Below are 14,736 nucleotides of genomic sequence, written 5' to 3'. Positions count from 1 at the left end.
AAAGCTCAATGGCGAATGCCCGCTTTGGGCTGCGACCAACTAATTGAACTGATCGCAGAGAATGGCGTATCTGAGCCCAAAGCGACCATTCCGGTATCTAATTACAAAGTGGGTGTTCATGTCTTTGGCCTCACTTCACGGGTTTTTCGGTGAACCGGCGAACTGCGAGGACCGAAGCAGCATAATCCCCCAGTGAAATCCCTCTGAAAGCAAAAGCCGCCGGTTTATTGCGTGCTCGGACGTCGACTTTGCCAGCGACCAATTCCGTCAAGTCGCCAGCAATTTGCTCGTATGGCAACATCGGCTTGTCGCTTTCCAGCTCCTGCAAACGGTCGTCGACAATTACCGTTTTAATACCAGTCATGTGCGCCGGCACCCACGGGATGCACGCATCAGTTATGGTTGCGAAGGCAGTCGGCTTCAGCCATCGGGCATCCAAGAAGGGTTCAATGGAATAGTCCAACGTTATCGATGTCACTATCAGATCAGCATCACTCAAAGCCTCCTTGGCATTGGCGCATGTTTCAGCTTCGAGACCCATGCCCCTAGCATAACGACAAAGCTTGTCGGCATTCTCTTTACCACGCCCGAACACGCGGATTCGTTTCAAGGGAAACAGTTCTGAAAACGCAGCTAGATGGGAGTGAGCTTGCACGCCCGCGCCCACAAAAGCCACCGTCTCGGCATGAGGGTCAGCAAGCCGTCGCGCTGCCACCACTGACAGAGCCGCAGTTCTGATTGCCGTAATCCAATTCGCTCCCAAGACCGCGCGAAGTAGTCCGGTTTGCGCATCCATAACCATGATGGCACCGTTTATCGCGGGAAGACCCCTCGCTGGGTTTTCCGGACACACTGTAACCTGCTTGGTCACGATGAATCCATCATCTCCCATTGCCAATGTAGACATTGCGTAGCGTCCATCGCCGGGCAAGATGACTGTCTTGGGAGAAGTGTGAAGCTTTTCGTCTGCCTTGGCTATTAAAGCAGCCTCGATGGCATCGGCAACTTCCGAAGGTTGGATGCCTAAACCCCCGAGGTCGTCGTCAGACAGGTAAATTAAGGCGTTCTCAGAAGTCACAGAGTCCCTCACTTAAGCAATTTGGCTTTTTGACCGAATACATTGTCTTCGGCAGTTCTTCCTATCGGTTTACCTTCACAGAAGTATTTTGGCTGTAACTTTTGATCGCCCGATCCAATGCGCAAAAAAATGCGCCTTCATTTTTCTGAAAATGTGAACCTAGCCGAACGCCTGATTTGTCCATTAGGCCGACTTTGTGCGGTCTGAACCAACCCGATGACCTACTGAGATCGTCAGACGACAGGTTTGGGCCCATTGGTAGTTAAAGTTGCGAATTGTTCAAACGACACTTTGCAGATCAGATTCCGGGCGACTTCAGGTCGGGATCACAATCCGACACACCAACCCACCCAGCGATTCAGAGCGGTCCAGATCTAGTCTGGCATCGTAGGCTTTCAGTAAGTCGACCGCGATCGCCAGCCCAAGCCCGCTGCCAACGACCGAGGTGTCCAGTCGTCCGCCGGATCGCAAGGCTTCGCGGTGGGCGTCTTCTGGAATTCCGGGACCGTCATCCTCGATACTGATTTCGATACATTTCTGCTTACGTTTCGCGGTCAGCCGTACCGCGCTTCGACACCATTTGACTGCGTTGTCCAGAAGGTTGCCCAAAATCTCTTCTATGTCCTGCGTATCCATGCGCACCCAAAGACCCGGATCGCCATCGATCTGCAGCGATTTGCCTTCGCGGTCCGCCATGGCCGAGAACAACCGCGCCAGCCGCTCGATGGAGTTAGACAGATTCGTCCGCGAATGGGTCAGGTCGGCAGCGTTCAAAGCCCGCAGCCTGGCCAAAGATCGACCAAGTTGAGCATCGATCCTGTCCAGCGCCTCTTGTGCGGTATCTGTCACCGCTCCGGCGTCGGACAATGTCACAAGTTCATTGCGCAATATGGCTGTAGGAGTTTTCAATGCGTGTGCCAGATCTGCGGCCTGGCGGCGCGAACCCGAGACGATCTCGCGGTTCCGACGCAACAACTGGTTCAGGTCCTCGACCAATGGCGAGACCTCTTCGGGGTAATCTGTGGGCCTAAGGTCTTCGTCCTGATCCCAGCGATGGGCCACATCCGTACGCAGCTTTCGCAATGGCCCCAGAACAACTGAAATTAGAAACAACGAGCCGGCTAAACCGATCAGGCCAACTAGGCCAAACACCGGCAGCAGGCTTTTCTGCGCCGCGCGCCGCTCGGCCACGAGCTGAGCCTGACTTTCGGCGACGCTGACGCCCCATACCGTGCCATCTTCATAAGTGATCTTCTGAAAAGCGCTGCGCAGCACTTCATTCTCCGGACCGCTTGTGTCCCAGAGTGTGGGGATGTCAGGAATACCGGGGGGTTCCGCGATGACCTCATCAAACAGAGAGCGAGAGGTGAAGACCACACCGTCGGCGCTGCTGACCTGCCAGTACCGTCCGGAATAGGGGGTGCCATAAGCCGGGTCAAATATCAGATCCCGTAGGGCATCCGGGTTTTCGGTTGTGACATTCAGCCCGACAACCAGCTGTGTGTGGCGATCCAGCAGCGCAGAGTCGAACCGGTTGGACACCCGTGCATCAATGTATGAGAAAACCGCCAGTGTACCTACGCCAACAGACACTGCCCCAGATGCAATTCCCCCCAGCAATGCCCGTTGTCGCAGCGATAACATCAGGCCGAATCGATCATATATCCACGACCCCGAACCGTTGTGATCAGGTCAGTGCCAAGCTTCTTGCGCAGACGGGTAACAAATACGGCGATGGTGTTCGAATCCCGGTCTCCATCGTATTCATAAATATGCTCTGAAAGTTCTGATCGTGAAATCATCCGACCAGAATTATGCGCCAGATAAGTCAGCACCGCGATTTCTTGAGCAGTCAGGTCAACCGGCACGCCATCGGCTGTCACCCGGCCGTTACGGGTATCCAGAATGACGTTTCCCATTTCAATCACGGGATTCAGCTGTCCACTTTGCCGTCGCAGGATGGCGCGAACACGCGCGGCCAGTTCGGGCATGTGGAACGGTTTGGTCATATAGTCATCTGCGCCCGCATCCAGGCCGTCGACCCTTTCGCTCCAGCCATCGCGGGCAGTCAGAATCAGCACCGGTGTTTTGACACCCTCGTTGCGCCATTCGCGCAGAATCGAAATGCCGTCGCGCTCTGGAAGGCCGAGGTCAAGGATGATCATGTCATATGGTTCGGTCGCACCCAGATGCAGGGCGTCGAGCCCACTATTGGCGACATCCACAACGCGGCCTTCTGCGTTCAGGAGTTTTTTGATCTGTTCGCAGAGGTGCGGTTCGTCTTCTGCCAGCAATACTCTCATACTTAGGGACTATAGGCGAGCGAATGGAAGTATAACCATTACTTTTTGCCCCCGCCGTTACCTCCGCCATTACCACCGGAGTTACCACCGCCGTTACCGCCGCCGTTGCCACCGGAATTACCACCACCGTTACCACCGGAATTACCGCCACCATTGCCACCGGAGTTACCGCCGCTATTGCCTTTGTTTGCAGATTTCCCCTGCGAAGTGCCCTTGCCGGAATTACCCGGCGCAGCGCGGGCAGCTTCAGAAATCTGGCGGCCAACGACGGATCGGTTGGAGACAACAACACCCGTCTGAGCGTTGACGATGACACTGACGATTCTACCATCCGGTTTCTTGACGAGAATACGGTAATATAGCCTGTCAGCCTGAAAGGCGCGCGCGTCAACTGGCGTTCCACCAAAAGCCTTTTCAACGCCTTTGATTACTTTTTTCAAACGAATGGCACTGCCTGAGGTTGTCGCCTTGCGCAACTCGGATTGCGTCAACTCACGTGCAGAAGCCTGTCCCTCTCCGGGGTGGAGAAAGGCAAGTAGACAGGCAATGGCAATAAGCTTTTTCATCCTTGTCACTCATTACTGCGAAAACGCCGGCTCAATCTACCGATTTCTATGTGAACCTACGGTGAACAGCCAGTTACGCGTGGGTTCAACGATGATGGGTTTAGATCAGGGGTGTCGGACTCTGTTTTCGACACCCAGTTTTTGCGTCTGCTCGCCGCTGATTACCGTGACAGACGAGAATCGCACCTGACGAACGAGGACCATTATGAACACCAAACCGATCAACCTGCTAAAAGCCTCTGCTATTGCCATCGCCCTGCTGGGCTCGACCGCGATTGTCGGAGCTGTCGCGTTTCCTGATGCTGCTTATGCCAAAGGGGGCAACGGCGGCGGTAACGGAAACGGCGGCGGCAATGGCAATGGCGGTGGAAACGGCAATGGTGGTGGAAACGGTAATGGCGGATCTGGTGCGTCCATTAGCGATAGTGATAAAGCGGCCGGAAAATCTAACCGGAAATCTTCCAACGCTGGTAAGTCTAAGTCATCGGGAAAAAACAAGTTTTCCTTGAAAGACCTGTTTGGGGGCAAAAAGACCAAAGCCAAAACCGCAGCCGTAAAGACCGTACGCAAAAGTCAACCAGTGGATCAGGTGACCAAAGCAATTCGCCCCGCCCCGAAACCGAAAGGGTACAAGATGGCGGATCTGCTGGGCGTGCACCCATCTGAACTAGGCGCTCTGAACGCCGCCAACGCTAATGAGAATGCTCTCAAGAACGCCTCTCCTAATTCCCGTGTAGGCCGCATCGCCGCATTTCGTGACGCGGTTCTGGCCGGAGATGAATTGCGTGAGGAGCTTGCGGAAACACAGGCACAGCTGGATGGCATGACCCCGCCGGACCGCCCGGTCTCTGAGATCGAAGAGGACCTTGATGCGGCTCTGACAGATGTTCAGGAGAAGCAGGATCGCGTGAACGAGCTTGAGGACGCTCTTGCCGATGCCGGGGGCACAGATCCGGATATAGAAGCAGAGCTTAAGGACGCCAATGACGAACTTCAGGGAGCCCTCGATACGGCCGAAGACCTAGGCGCTGAACGGCAGGCTGCGGTCGACTACAACGATACTGTGGCAGAAGTCGATGCGCTGACTGAGGCTGTAGAAAATCAACCGCAGACCGAGCGTGAAGCGTTGGAGGCTGCCGCCAACAAGCCTGTGACGGATGAGGTCGAAGCTGCCGTAAAAACTCTGCTTGGTCTTGATAGCTGATTGCTGATTGTCCAATCAATCACCAGGTCAAATAGACCCGAGCCAGCAGGCATAACAACATCACAAATAAAAAAACCCGCTCCGATCCGGAGCGGGTTTCACTACATCCCAGACAACACCACGTGACTTGGGATATACGCAGACGTTCTGTTGAGAGATCAGACGCCTCGTTTCGCCTCTTTTAGCCGCTCTTTGTTGAATAGTTCAGACAGTGCATTTTCGATAGGAGGGAAGCGACCGTTGCTCGAATTCGTGATGCTTGACAATTCACCGCCTGAGACGGTGCGCGAGGATTGCATTGCTGTAGGAATGCTAGGCGCACCCTCATTGGCAGTATTGATCATGCTGTTCCCCTTCAGTGCATCCGGGCACGCATTGATCGGCCCTGAGTAAGGAAGTATGAACGATAACGGTTGAACACTCTGAGAATACATTGTTCACGTTCGGTTAATGTTGTTGCGTATGAGTGGACAAATTGGGAGGGGGCATTGACCGCCGTATAAGGAAATGCTTCCATTTTGATTTTATTTCCCGATGGCGGCTTTGTCCCGCATGGCCACTGTCCAAAGCTCCACACCACTGCATCTTGGATTAAAAGTCCGCTTCCGGTGCTATTGCCGCCGTTTGTAGGGCTTGTTGATGCAAGCGCGGCGAAGGTCTGCCGTGTGGCCTTACTGCCAAGTAGCCTGTGGCACGTCGATTGGAGGCCATCGTTCTGGATGAACGTTGTCAACAAGATTGGGCGGCAGCTTTATTGGGATTCACGCGGCAATTCACTGGGAATACGCAGAGCAGGCAGAAAAAGCCCTGAAAAGGGCGTTGGATCGTGAAGAACACCACAAACGGAAGCAAACTCGCGAGTATCAATCTCATCTTAAATGACCTTCTGATAGTTAGACCGCTATGTTCTCACGAACACGGGCGTTGTTGCATATCTCTCGCAGCGAGGGATTCACAACGCGAATCCATAAGGTTAAACGGTGTGGATGAGTAAGCCATCTTCCGCCCGTTAACGCGTCACGAATTGGTCCGACTACAATGCTGCGCCTAAGGAGCGCGGGTCACTTCTTGTCTGGCTGGACAAGGACATGACCTGGCTCGCGGCGCACGAAGGTCGGCCTTGTCACAGCCGGTCTTTTCGAATGCGGCGATCCAATTCTGCCTGTCGACCAAGGTGCTATTCAAGCTGCCACTGAGACAGACAGCGGGGGTGACCGCTGGCGTTGATCAGCTTCGTTTCGTAGCTAGTTTCTCTGACCACATCGTTGATAAAATGCGCAATCTTAGCCGTTTGGCCTTCTAGGGTACCGTAGGCAATCAGCACAGTCATTCCGATCCTCCTGCAAATCGGTTCGAAAAACGCACCAACTATGTCGAAACAGCTCGCTTCGGCCCTTGATCCCAATCAAAAGTGCCTGTCTTGCCAGTTATTTGGGCGCGGGTGAGGCACCCATTGGCCGGCTTATGCGGTTTTGGAAAGCGCGAAAGCTACAGTTAACCAGAACGCACTACGTATGGTCATTGCGCCGACCGTTCGCCATTCAAAAGGCGTTCCACTAAGTGCCGCTAGTATCAGAACAACGAACACCAATAGTGTAGATAAGCCAAGCAACCAGGCAATTCGTTGTGCCCAGATTGTGGATTTATAGATCGCGAAAGCGCCTAGCAAATAGATAAATCCAGCCAGAAAATTGAACCAAAGCACGAATGGAACTGCAGCTCCGACTGCAGCTCTGGCAGCAGCACCCCCAAACAGGGCTGTTCCTCCCGAGAAAATGGTAAGGAGACCAAAGAGTATTGCGGCTATCGTAACTGGGCGAACCCAAGGCGGAGAGGAAGGCATCGTTGTTTTCCTCAGAAATAAGATTGAATCTCGTGTCGTGGGCAATCTACCAAACGAACTGAAACGCACGTCCCTAATAGCAATTCTTCTCGCCATTTCCCTTGATCTTTATCATTGGTCTTAACTTGATACCCTTTGAAAAAATGCAGCGTCTGCGCGAGGTTTTTCGCAATAATTATGCGCTGTTGCCCCTTTGGGATGACCCGTTTGCAGCTCCTAACATTCTTTAAAATTGGTTCAGTTACCGTGTATCTTCTAGAAATAGACGGACGACTACGCTCGAACCTGCAGTGAAAAGTGTTGATTTGAGTCAAAGTTAACTACTTCAAGCTCGCCCATACTAACCCCTCACTAAGGAGGGAGTGCAACATGTTCAAAAAGATCGTAGTTGGCTTGGATGGATCTGAGGCGTCAGAAGCAGCTCTGCGCGTTGCCTGTGATATTTCAAGCAAATATGGCTCCCAAATTCACCTTGTTCATACACCTCAGCCCCAAACCGTGGCGTTCGCAATGGGCGCATTGGCTGGCTATCACGCCGTCACGACAATGCCTTCAGACGAAGAGGTGCAGCAGGCAGCAAACAAGATTATTTCCGCTGGTAGAGAGATTGTCGAAGAGTACAATCAGACGGTTTCGCAAACGCATACCCAACGCGGAGACCCCGTCGACCAGATCATCGCATGTGCCGAGCAATGCAAAGCTGACCTGATTGTGACGGGTCGCCGTGGATTGGGAAGCATTGGTAGCCTAATTCAAGGGAGCACCTCTCTAGGCATCAGTCGGAATGCCACTTGTGCTGTTTTAACCGTTGCCTGAATTTCAAACTTGGCCCCAATCGGCGCTAAACGATGAGGATCGAAAAGTTCTGCGTTGAGATCTCGCAAAAGCGGAAGCTGAAGTGGACCTCATGGGTACCTATGGCCATGACCGCGCGCCAAACTGTGTTAGGTGGAACTATCCGAACTCAGAGGGAACAGGTAGGCTTCCGGTTTTATTTGCGCGTTAGTTCAAGGTCAGAAGACAGGCTTAAACTACCTGCTACGTAAACTCGTGCAAACTCTGGAGCGCCACATGAACCCCCCGGCCCTGTTCGATGCTCATAAACCCGCTGAAATTGCAACGTTAGTTGAGACTGCCGGGGTCGCAAAGGCAAAGCTGCCACTAGCACCCATGTTCGTTCTTGCGATGCTGGCTGGAGCATTCATAGGGTTTGGCGCAGCGGCCTATACGATGGCGGTCACAGGGGCAGACAGCGCTTCGGGGCCGATCCGCGTTCTGGGAGGAGCAGTGTTTTCCCTGGGCCTTATCCTGGTGATCGCAGGTGGTGCAGAATTATTCACCGGCAATGTTCTGATGGTGATAGCAGCGGTCGATCGCAAGATACCGTTGCGGCTGCTGTTCCGAAGCTGGGGCATCGTCTACGTTGGTAACTTCGTGGGTGCCGTTGGGCTTGCATTGGCCTTCGCCCTGACCGGCTTGCTTGAGGGGCCGATGGGTAGCACTGCCATAAGGGTAGCCGATGCCAAAGCGGGGTTGGAACCGATGGAGGCTTTCGCCCGCGGCGCATTGTGCAACGGGCTGGTCTGCCTTGCCGTATGGCTGTCCTTCGCCGCCCGCAGCGTCGCTGGAAAAATTCTAGCGGTCTTGTGGCCCGTCTCTGCATTTGTGCTGCTGGGGCTCGAGCATTCGATTGCGAACATGTATTTCTTCCCGCAGGGCTGGGCAGCGGGAGCAACCGTGCCGGTTTTCGCAGCGGCGGCCAATCTGCTATGGGTCACTCTGGGTAACATTGTCGGCGGGGCGGGAGGAGTTGCCTTGGCCTATTGGTTTGCTTATCTTGGCGGACCCAAACGGTAAGATCTGTTTCTTCGATTTCAGCACCCGCCGGAGAGAAATGATCGGAAACAGTTGGTTCTGAAGGCGTTGTCTAATAGCGCACTGGCTGAAGACGACGCCGGAAATTGGGCCGCTCATTTCCACTGTGCAAGTCGTCCTCTCGATCCTGATCTGAATCCTTCGCGAACATCTAATTTTATTGATCCCTGTCAAGATTGGCAAAGGTACGATGTGATACAGTTGAGGCTGAAATTGGGGGGCTATCATGGAAGAATTAGTCGAGATTGGACGAACATTCGTTCAGGCAATGCGTGATCGCAGAGGTCTTGCAAACGTTGGTGAAATGTATGCCGAAAACGCTCAATCTATTGAGGCGGTTGTACCTCCGGTTCGACAGTTTCGCATCACCAAGGGCCGGGATGCTATAAAGGGAAAAAGAGAGGACTGGCTGGCAGCTCATGAAATCGTCGAATTCGACGTGGATGGCCCCTATGTTCATCCCCCAAACCGCTTCGGTGTACGATATAAGGTCAACGTAACGCAGAAGGCTACAGGGCAACACATGACCTTGAGCGAGATCGCAGTTTATTCGGTAGCAGATGGGAAAATTGTACTTGAAGAGTTCTTCATGTTGCCGAAGTAGGAACGACAGCCAGCAACGCTGACGCAGTGTTGGTCTTATCTACACGTTGGAAGCGTGACTCGTAAAAGCTTTGACACGACAGATGGACAACTGGGCATTTATTTCGACTACGGGATGCTTGCCCTTGCGCATCATTGCGACCAATTCGGCGCAGCTGTCATAGAGAGTCACACCCCGAAAGCCTCATTGGGCCATGGATGTGGGCCAACCACCAGACCTGTGCCTCAATTTCGTACCCGAAAAGCACTTGGACTTTCATCAGATAGAACCTGTTTGATCCAACTCAAGGCATCACGTCGAGAGCGAGCTAAATTAGAATAGAAAATTAACTAATGTGCGCGGGGCCATGAGAAAGAACGTACGCGCAATTCTGATCGCCATAGCGCTCCTACTTGCAGGTGCAGCTGTTTATTTTTTCGTCGCAGAAGACAGTGATGAATTGCCGGCTGGGTTTGTACAGGGCAATGGGCGGATCGAGGCTGAACAAGTAGAAATCGCTCCAACCTTTGCCGGGCGCGTTGCTCGGGTCATGGCAGCAGAGGGCAGCCTGGTTGCTTCGGGTGAACTGCTGGTTGAAATGGATACAGATGAATTATCTGCAGCCCTTGACCGTGCCAGTGCCGAGGTTGCGCTGGCGCGCCAAACCAAGGCCGAAGCCGAAGCCGTGGTCATCCAGCGAGAAAGCCAGCAGCGTCGCGCTTCGCAGGAGCTTGACCGGGCCAAGGCGTTGCTGGCCGGTCAGAATATCTCGATGACTGTCTTTGAGGATCGTGAAACCGCGTTTCAGGTTGCGGATGCCGTGCTGGGCGCGGCCAAGGCCCGGGTTGCAACGGCGGATAGCCAGATTGCCGCCGCAGAGGCCGAGGTGCGCCGGATTGCGGCACAAATAGAGGATGGTTCTCTCATCGCTCCCATGCCGGGGCGTATTCTGTATCGACTGGCCGAGCCCGGCGAGGTCGTTGGAGCGGGCGAACCGATCTTGACGTTACTCAGTTTGGAAAACGTCTATATGGAGGTCTTCCTGCCTGCACGCGAAGCGGGACTATTGCCCATCGGTGCCGAGGCGCGCATCGTGCTTGATGCGTTGCCGGAATTTGCCATCCCAGCAACCGTAACCTTCGTCTCTCCCGAAGCTCAATTCACTCCCAAGCAGGTAGAAACTTTGAGCGAACGGGAGCAGCTGGTTTTTCGCGTTCGGGTTCGCATTCCCAGGGATTTGGTTACGGCGCGGATTGAGCATGTGAAGACCGGCCTTCGCGGCATTGCAGCGATCCGACTTACTTCCGATGGCGCGTGGCCAGACGATCTGGATAGACGAATTCCACCCGAGCTGTTCGAATGAGCGCCGAGGGGGGCTCATCTGGTTTCTGCATCAACGGTGTCACACACACGTACCGACAGCATGTTGCGTTGGATAACCTTTCGCTGGTTCTGCCAACTGGCCAGCTTATCGGATTGATCGGGCCGGACGGGGTTGGCAAGTCAACGCTGCTGGGATTGATTACCGGCGCAAAGCAACTTCAGTCCGGGGAAATTGATGTTCTCGGGGGATCGATAGGTGACCGCGCGCACCGTCACCGCGTGTGCCCGGCGATCGCATTTATGCCGCAGGGGTTGGGCCGCAACTTATACGCGGAACTGTCTGTGCGTGAGAATCTCGAGTTCTTTTCACGTCTTTTCGGACAGGGGCAACAGGAACGTGAAATCAGGATCGCGGCCTTGCTGTCAGCGACCGGACTTGCGCCCTTTTCGGACCGGCTTATGGGCAAACTTTCGGGCGGAATGAAGCAGAAACTTGGACTGTGTTGTGCGCTGATCCACGACCCTAAGTTTCTGGTACTGGACGAACCGACGACCGGAATTGATCCCCTGTCGCGGCGCCAATTCTGGGCGCTGATAGACGCGGTCCGAGAAGAAACGCCCGGTCTCTCCATTCTGGTTTCAACGGCCTATATGGAGGAAGCCGAACAATTCGATTTTATCGTAGCGATGGATGCCGGTCGGGTGATATTTCACGGCCCCCCTGCCAAGCTGAAGGGTAAAGCCCGGGATCTTGAAACATCTTACAGGCAACTACAGGCACGAGGGGAACCCCGGTTTGTGTCGAACAAGGTACCTATGCATCATCAAGGTGCAGACCCGGTGATCACGGCGCGTGGGTTGACCCGGCGCTTTGGCGATTTTACTGCCGTCGACAACGTCGAATTCTCGATCCACCGAGGCGAAATCTTTGGCTTCCTCGGATCAAACGGCTGCGGCAAGTCAACCACCATGAAAATGCTGACAGGTCTTCTGCCAGCAAGTGAGGGAGAGGCGCTGCTGTTCGGCAGACCGGTGGATGCGCGCGATCTAAGGATGCGCCGCGAGATCGGGTATATGAGCCAGGCATTCTCGCTTTATGGCGAGCTGACCGTTCAACAAAACCTCCAGTTGCACGCCCGCATCTTTGCGATCAAGGATCGTGTGGAACGCATCGATGAATTGGCCGAACGTTTCGGCCTGAAGGCACATATGGGCACGCTGGCGTCGGCGCTTCCGCTGGGTATCAAGCAGCGTCTTTCCCTTGCCGTCGCCGTGATCCACCGGCCTCGGGTGTTGATCCTGGATGAACCAACCTCGGGCGTGGACCCCGAGGCGCGCGACTCGTTTTGGGCGCTGTTAATCGAGCTGTCGCGAGACGATGATGTAACGATTTTCGTCTCGACACATTTCATGACCGAAGCGGAGCGCTGTGATCGCGTTTCTTTCATGCATGCAGGCCGGGTATTAGCTGAAGGTACACCAGATGAGTTGATCGCAACGGCGCAGTCGGACAGTCTGGAAAGTGCGTTCATCGCTGTCCTGGAGGCGGTCGAGCCGCCCGCGCCGGTAGCAGCACCCAATGTTTCGGTTGATGCTGTCAACCCGGGCGCTGCCGGAAGTATCGGGCGCATACTGGCCTATGCACGGCGCGAGACAACCGAGGTTCTGCGCGATCGCGTCCGTTTGGCTTTTGCTTTCCTTGGCTCGGTGATCCTGATGTTGGTCTTTTGCTATGGGATCACTCTGGACATAGAAGACCTGGATTTCGCGGTACTCGACCTGTCTCAAACGCCTGAGAGTCGTACCTATATCGCCGAGATTTCTGGTTCGCGCTATTTCAACCCCACGGCGCCACTGGCCAGTTTTGAAGACGGCCGCGAGCTGTTGGCCAAAGGAGACATCTCGCTGGTTGTCGAACTCCCACCCGATTTTGGTCGCAATCTGCGCGCCGGCGAGCCAACTGAAGTCTTGGCAATTGTGGACGGTGCGATACCGTTCAAGGGTGAGACAATAGAGGGCTATGTGGCCGGGCTTCACAGTACGTTTCTGGAAGTAATGGCCCGCCAAAGTGGCGAGCAGTCGGTCGAAATCGCCCGCATCGAACCGCGCTTCCGATACAATCAAAGCTTTGAAAGTATCGCTGCAATGGCCCCTGCCATGCCTGCGATCCTGTTGATAATGCTGCCGGCCGTTTTGATGGCAGTTAGTGTCGCGCGGGAGAAAGAGTTGGGCACGATCACCAATTTCTACGCAACGCCAACGACGCGGCTCGAATTTCTGGTTGGCAAACAGATCCCCTACATCGCGATAGCGTTCGTCAATTTCCTACTTTTGGCAGCGATGACGATCTTTATTTTTGGCGTGCCCCTAAAAGGAAATCCGGTGCCTCTCGCAATTGGTGCTTTCCTATATGTTTGGGCAACCACATCTTATGGACTGCTTATTGCGACCATAACGTCGAGCCAGGTGGCCGCAACTTTTGCCACCGCTATCGCGTCGGTGGTGCCGACCATTCAATTCTCCGGGCTGCTACAACCGATCTCGACGTTGGAAGGCGGCGCCCAGACGATTGGATCGCTTTGGCCTTCATCCTATTTCCTGCATCTAAACGTCGGCGCGTTCACCAAAGGTCTTAGCTGGGATGCACTTGCCCCCGACCTTCTGGCCCTAGCCTGTTTCGGGCCCGCGCTAACCTTGATCGCTGCACTGTTACTCCGAGCGCAGGAGAAGTGAATGCAACGATTGTCCCGCATATTCTGGCTTGGTTTGAAAGAAATGATGAGCCTTCGGCGCGACTGGGTGATGATGGCGCTGCTTGTCTGGTCATTCACGCTGGCGCCCGTAATGGAGGCTACGGGCGTTTCAAACTCGGTCAACAATGCATCCATTGCATTTGCCGACGAGGATGGCTCGCCTCTTTCACGCTCGCTTGCCTCAGCGTTTTTTCCGCCTGAATTCCAACCCGTTGTCCAGATCGCACCGGGCACCGGGGCCGAAAAGATGGATGCAGGGCGTTTCCTGTTTGTAGTCGCAGTGCCACCAGGGTTCGAGAAAGATGTTCGAGCCGGGCGCGCGCCAGAAATTCAGGTTTTGATCGATGCGACAGCGATGGAGCAGGCCGGAATTGGAGCGAACTACATCATCAATATCTTGAGTGCCGAGATCCGGCGCTTTGCCATCGGTGCAGAATTGTTATACCCGCCGCCCATCGATATCATTGTGCGCAGCGCATTTAATCCAAATCGCGACACTGTTCGTTTCGCCGGTATCGTCGCGTTGATCGGCCAGATCATGTGGCTGACCACAATCCTTACCGGTGCTGCCATGATCCGTGAGCGCGAGCATGGAACAATCGAACACCTGCTGGCGATGCCGCTTACCCCATTTGACATTGCGGTCGCCAAGATCTGGGCAAACGCGGCGGTGGTTCTGGTAGCGACCGCCCTATCGCTGACCTTTGTTATGCAAGACTTCCTGGGGATCAGCATCGCGGGATCGAAGGTGTTGTTTTTGATTGGCACAGCTCTCTTTCTCTTCACGGCGACGGCGCTTGGGGTGTTTCTTGCGACGATTGCGCGCTCAATGGCTCAATTCGCACTTTTGGTTATGCTGACGGTGCTTCCAATGTTGATGCTGTCAGGAGGAGAGACGCCAATCGAAGGGCAGCCCGGCTGGCTTCAGATTGGAACATCTATCCTCCCATCCCGCCACTACATGTCAGCCAGTCAGTCCATCATTTTCAAAGGTGCCGGGATCGAGACGGTCTGGGCAGAGTTTGTATGGATGGCGTGCTTGGGCGCGATCCTTCTGGCAACAAGTCTGCTGCTTTTTAGACGCTCGGTTGCACAAGAGACATAAATAAGTTTTTGCACCTGAGCCAAACTAGGCGGCTGACAGAACACCCGCTTGCGTAAGATCAAGGTCACATCCAAGTAAGCAAATTTGAAGCGCACGCACGTTC

At 54.4% G+C, this 14,736-nt stretch carries 13 protein-coding genes and 1 pseudogene; 9 read left to right on the top strand and 5 right to left on the bottom strand.

Features of this window, described 5'->3' with window-relative positions:
- Nucleotides 1–130 precede the first annotated feature (130 nt).
- From AC2FIZ_RS17765 to AC2FIZ_RS17750, 4 genes are all read right to left on the bottom strand, one after another.
- Nucleotides 131–1,078 carry an ornithine cyclodeaminase family protein gene (locus AC2FIZ_RS17765; RefSeq protein ID WP_185956659.1) on the bottom strand — a complete coding sequence of 316 codons (948 nt, stop codon included), beginning with the start codon at nucleotides 1,076–1,078 and terminating at the stop codon, nucleotides 131–133.
- A gap of 315 nt (nucleotides 1,079–1,393) precedes the next feature.
- Nucleotides 1,394–2,671: a sensor histidine kinase gene (locus AC2FIZ_RS17760; protein ID WP_281973006.1), complete on the bottom strand. Its 1,278-nt coding sequence runs from the start codon at nucleotides 2,669–2,671 to the stop codon at nucleotides 1,394–1,396.
- 50 nt (nucleotides 2,672–2,721) lie between these two features.
- Nucleotides 2,722–3,381 (bottom strand): response regulator transcription factor, encoded by a 660-nt coding sequence (locus AC2FIZ_RS17755; RefSeq protein WP_142636050.1) that lies wholly within the window; start codon nucleotides 3,379–3,381, stop codon nucleotides 2,722–2,724.
- A 38-nt stretch (nucleotides 3,382–3,419) separates the two neighbouring features.
- Nucleotides 3,420–3,947 (bottom strand): PepSY domain-containing protein, encoded by a 528-nt coding sequence (locus AC2FIZ_RS17750; RefSeq protein WP_281973007.1) that lies wholly within the window; start codon nucleotides 3,945–3,947, stop codon nucleotides 3,420–3,422.
- Between the two features lie 205 nt (nucleotides 3,948–4,152).
- On the opposite strand from AC2FIZ_RS17750, the gene AC2FIZ_RS17745 reads away from it, so the two are divergent.
- The 3 genes and pseudogenes from AC2FIZ_RS17745 to AC2FIZ_RS17735 all read left to right on the top strand — a co-directional run.
- Complete coding sequence (locus AC2FIZ_RS17745) at nucleotides 4,153–5,151, top strand: hypothetical protein (RefSeq protein ID WP_496791417.1); 999 nt, start codon at nucleotides 4,153–4,155, stop codon at nucleotides 5,149–5,151.
- Nucleotides 5,152–5,406: 255 nt separating this feature from the next.
- Nucleotides 5,407–5,544: a hypothetical protein gene (locus tag AC2FIZ_RS17740; protein ID WP_496691982.1), complete on the top strand. Its 138-nt coding sequence runs from the start codon at nucleotides 5,407–5,409 to the stop codon at nucleotides 5,542–5,544.
- A 593-nt stretch (nucleotides 5,545–6,137) separates the two neighbouring features.
- A pseudogene (locus AC2FIZ_RS17735) lies at nucleotides 6,138–6,376 on the top strand (transposase); the annotation flags it as partial.
- Here AC2FIZ_RS17735 and AC2FIZ_RS17730 read toward each other — a convergent pair.
- Nucleotides 6,329–6,481 (bottom strand): hypothetical protein, encoded by a 153-nt coding sequence (locus tag AC2FIZ_RS17730; RefSeq protein ID WP_185956674.1) that lies wholly within the window; start codon nucleotides 6,479–6,481, stop codon nucleotides 6,329–6,331. The pseudogene AC2FIZ_RS17735 and the gene AC2FIZ_RS17730 overlap by 48 nt on opposite strands.
- 882 nt (nucleotides 6,482–7,363) lie before the next feature.
- Between AC2FIZ_RS17730 and AC2FIZ_RS17725 the strand changes: the two genes are divergently transcribed.
- The 6 genes from AC2FIZ_RS17725 (at nucleotide 7,364) to AC2FIZ_RS17700 (ending at nucleotide 14,633) form a co-directional block, all read left to right on the top strand.
- Nucleotides 7,364–7,810, top strand: a complete 447-nt coding sequence (locus AC2FIZ_RS17725; protein ID WP_281973010.1) for a universal stress protein — start codon at nucleotides 7,364–7,366, stop codon at nucleotides 7,808–7,810.
- Nucleotides 7,811–8,065: 255 nt separating this feature from the next.
- Nucleotides 8,066–8,851, top strand: a complete 786-nt coding sequence (locus tag AC2FIZ_RS17720; protein ID WP_281973011.1) for a formate/nitrite transporter family protein — start codon at nucleotides 8,066–8,068, stop codon at nucleotides 8,849–8,851.
- A gap of 244 nt (nucleotides 8,852–9,095) precedes the next feature.
- Nucleotides 9,096–9,473, top strand: coding sequence for a nuclear transport factor 2 family protein (locus AC2FIZ_RS17715; protein ID WP_142636034.1), 378 nt, complete (start codon nucleotides 9,096–9,098; stop codon nucleotides 9,471–9,473).
- Between the two features lie 346 nt (nucleotides 9,474–9,819).
- Nucleotides 9,820–10,815 (top strand): HlyD family secretion protein, encoded by a 996-nt coding sequence (locus AC2FIZ_RS17710; RefSeq protein WP_282027162.1) that lies wholly within the window; start codon nucleotides 9,820–9,822, stop codon nucleotides 10,813–10,815.
- Nucleotides 10,812–13,508 carry a ribosome-associated ATPase/putative transporter RbbA gene (gene rbbA / locus AC2FIZ_RS17705; protein WP_282021710.1) on the top strand — a complete coding sequence of 899 codons (2,697 nt, stop codon included), beginning with the start codon at nucleotides 10,812–10,814 and terminating at the stop codon, nucleotides 13,506–13,508. The genes AC2FIZ_RS17710 and rbbA overlap by 4 nt, the downstream gene beginning before the upstream one ends.
- Nucleotides 13,509–14,633, top strand: coding sequence for an ABC transporter permease (locus AC2FIZ_RS17700; RefSeq protein ID WP_281973014.1), 1,125 nt, complete (start codon nucleotides 13,509–13,511; stop codon nucleotides 14,631–14,633).
- Nucleotides 14,634–14,736: the final 103 nt, after the last annotated feature.

It is taken from the genome of Ruegeria sp. CDSB022 (assembly GCF_059611145.1).
The sequence above is the reverse complement of the archived record's forward strand: the minus strand, read 5'-3'. Positions and strand labels throughout refer to the sequence as shown.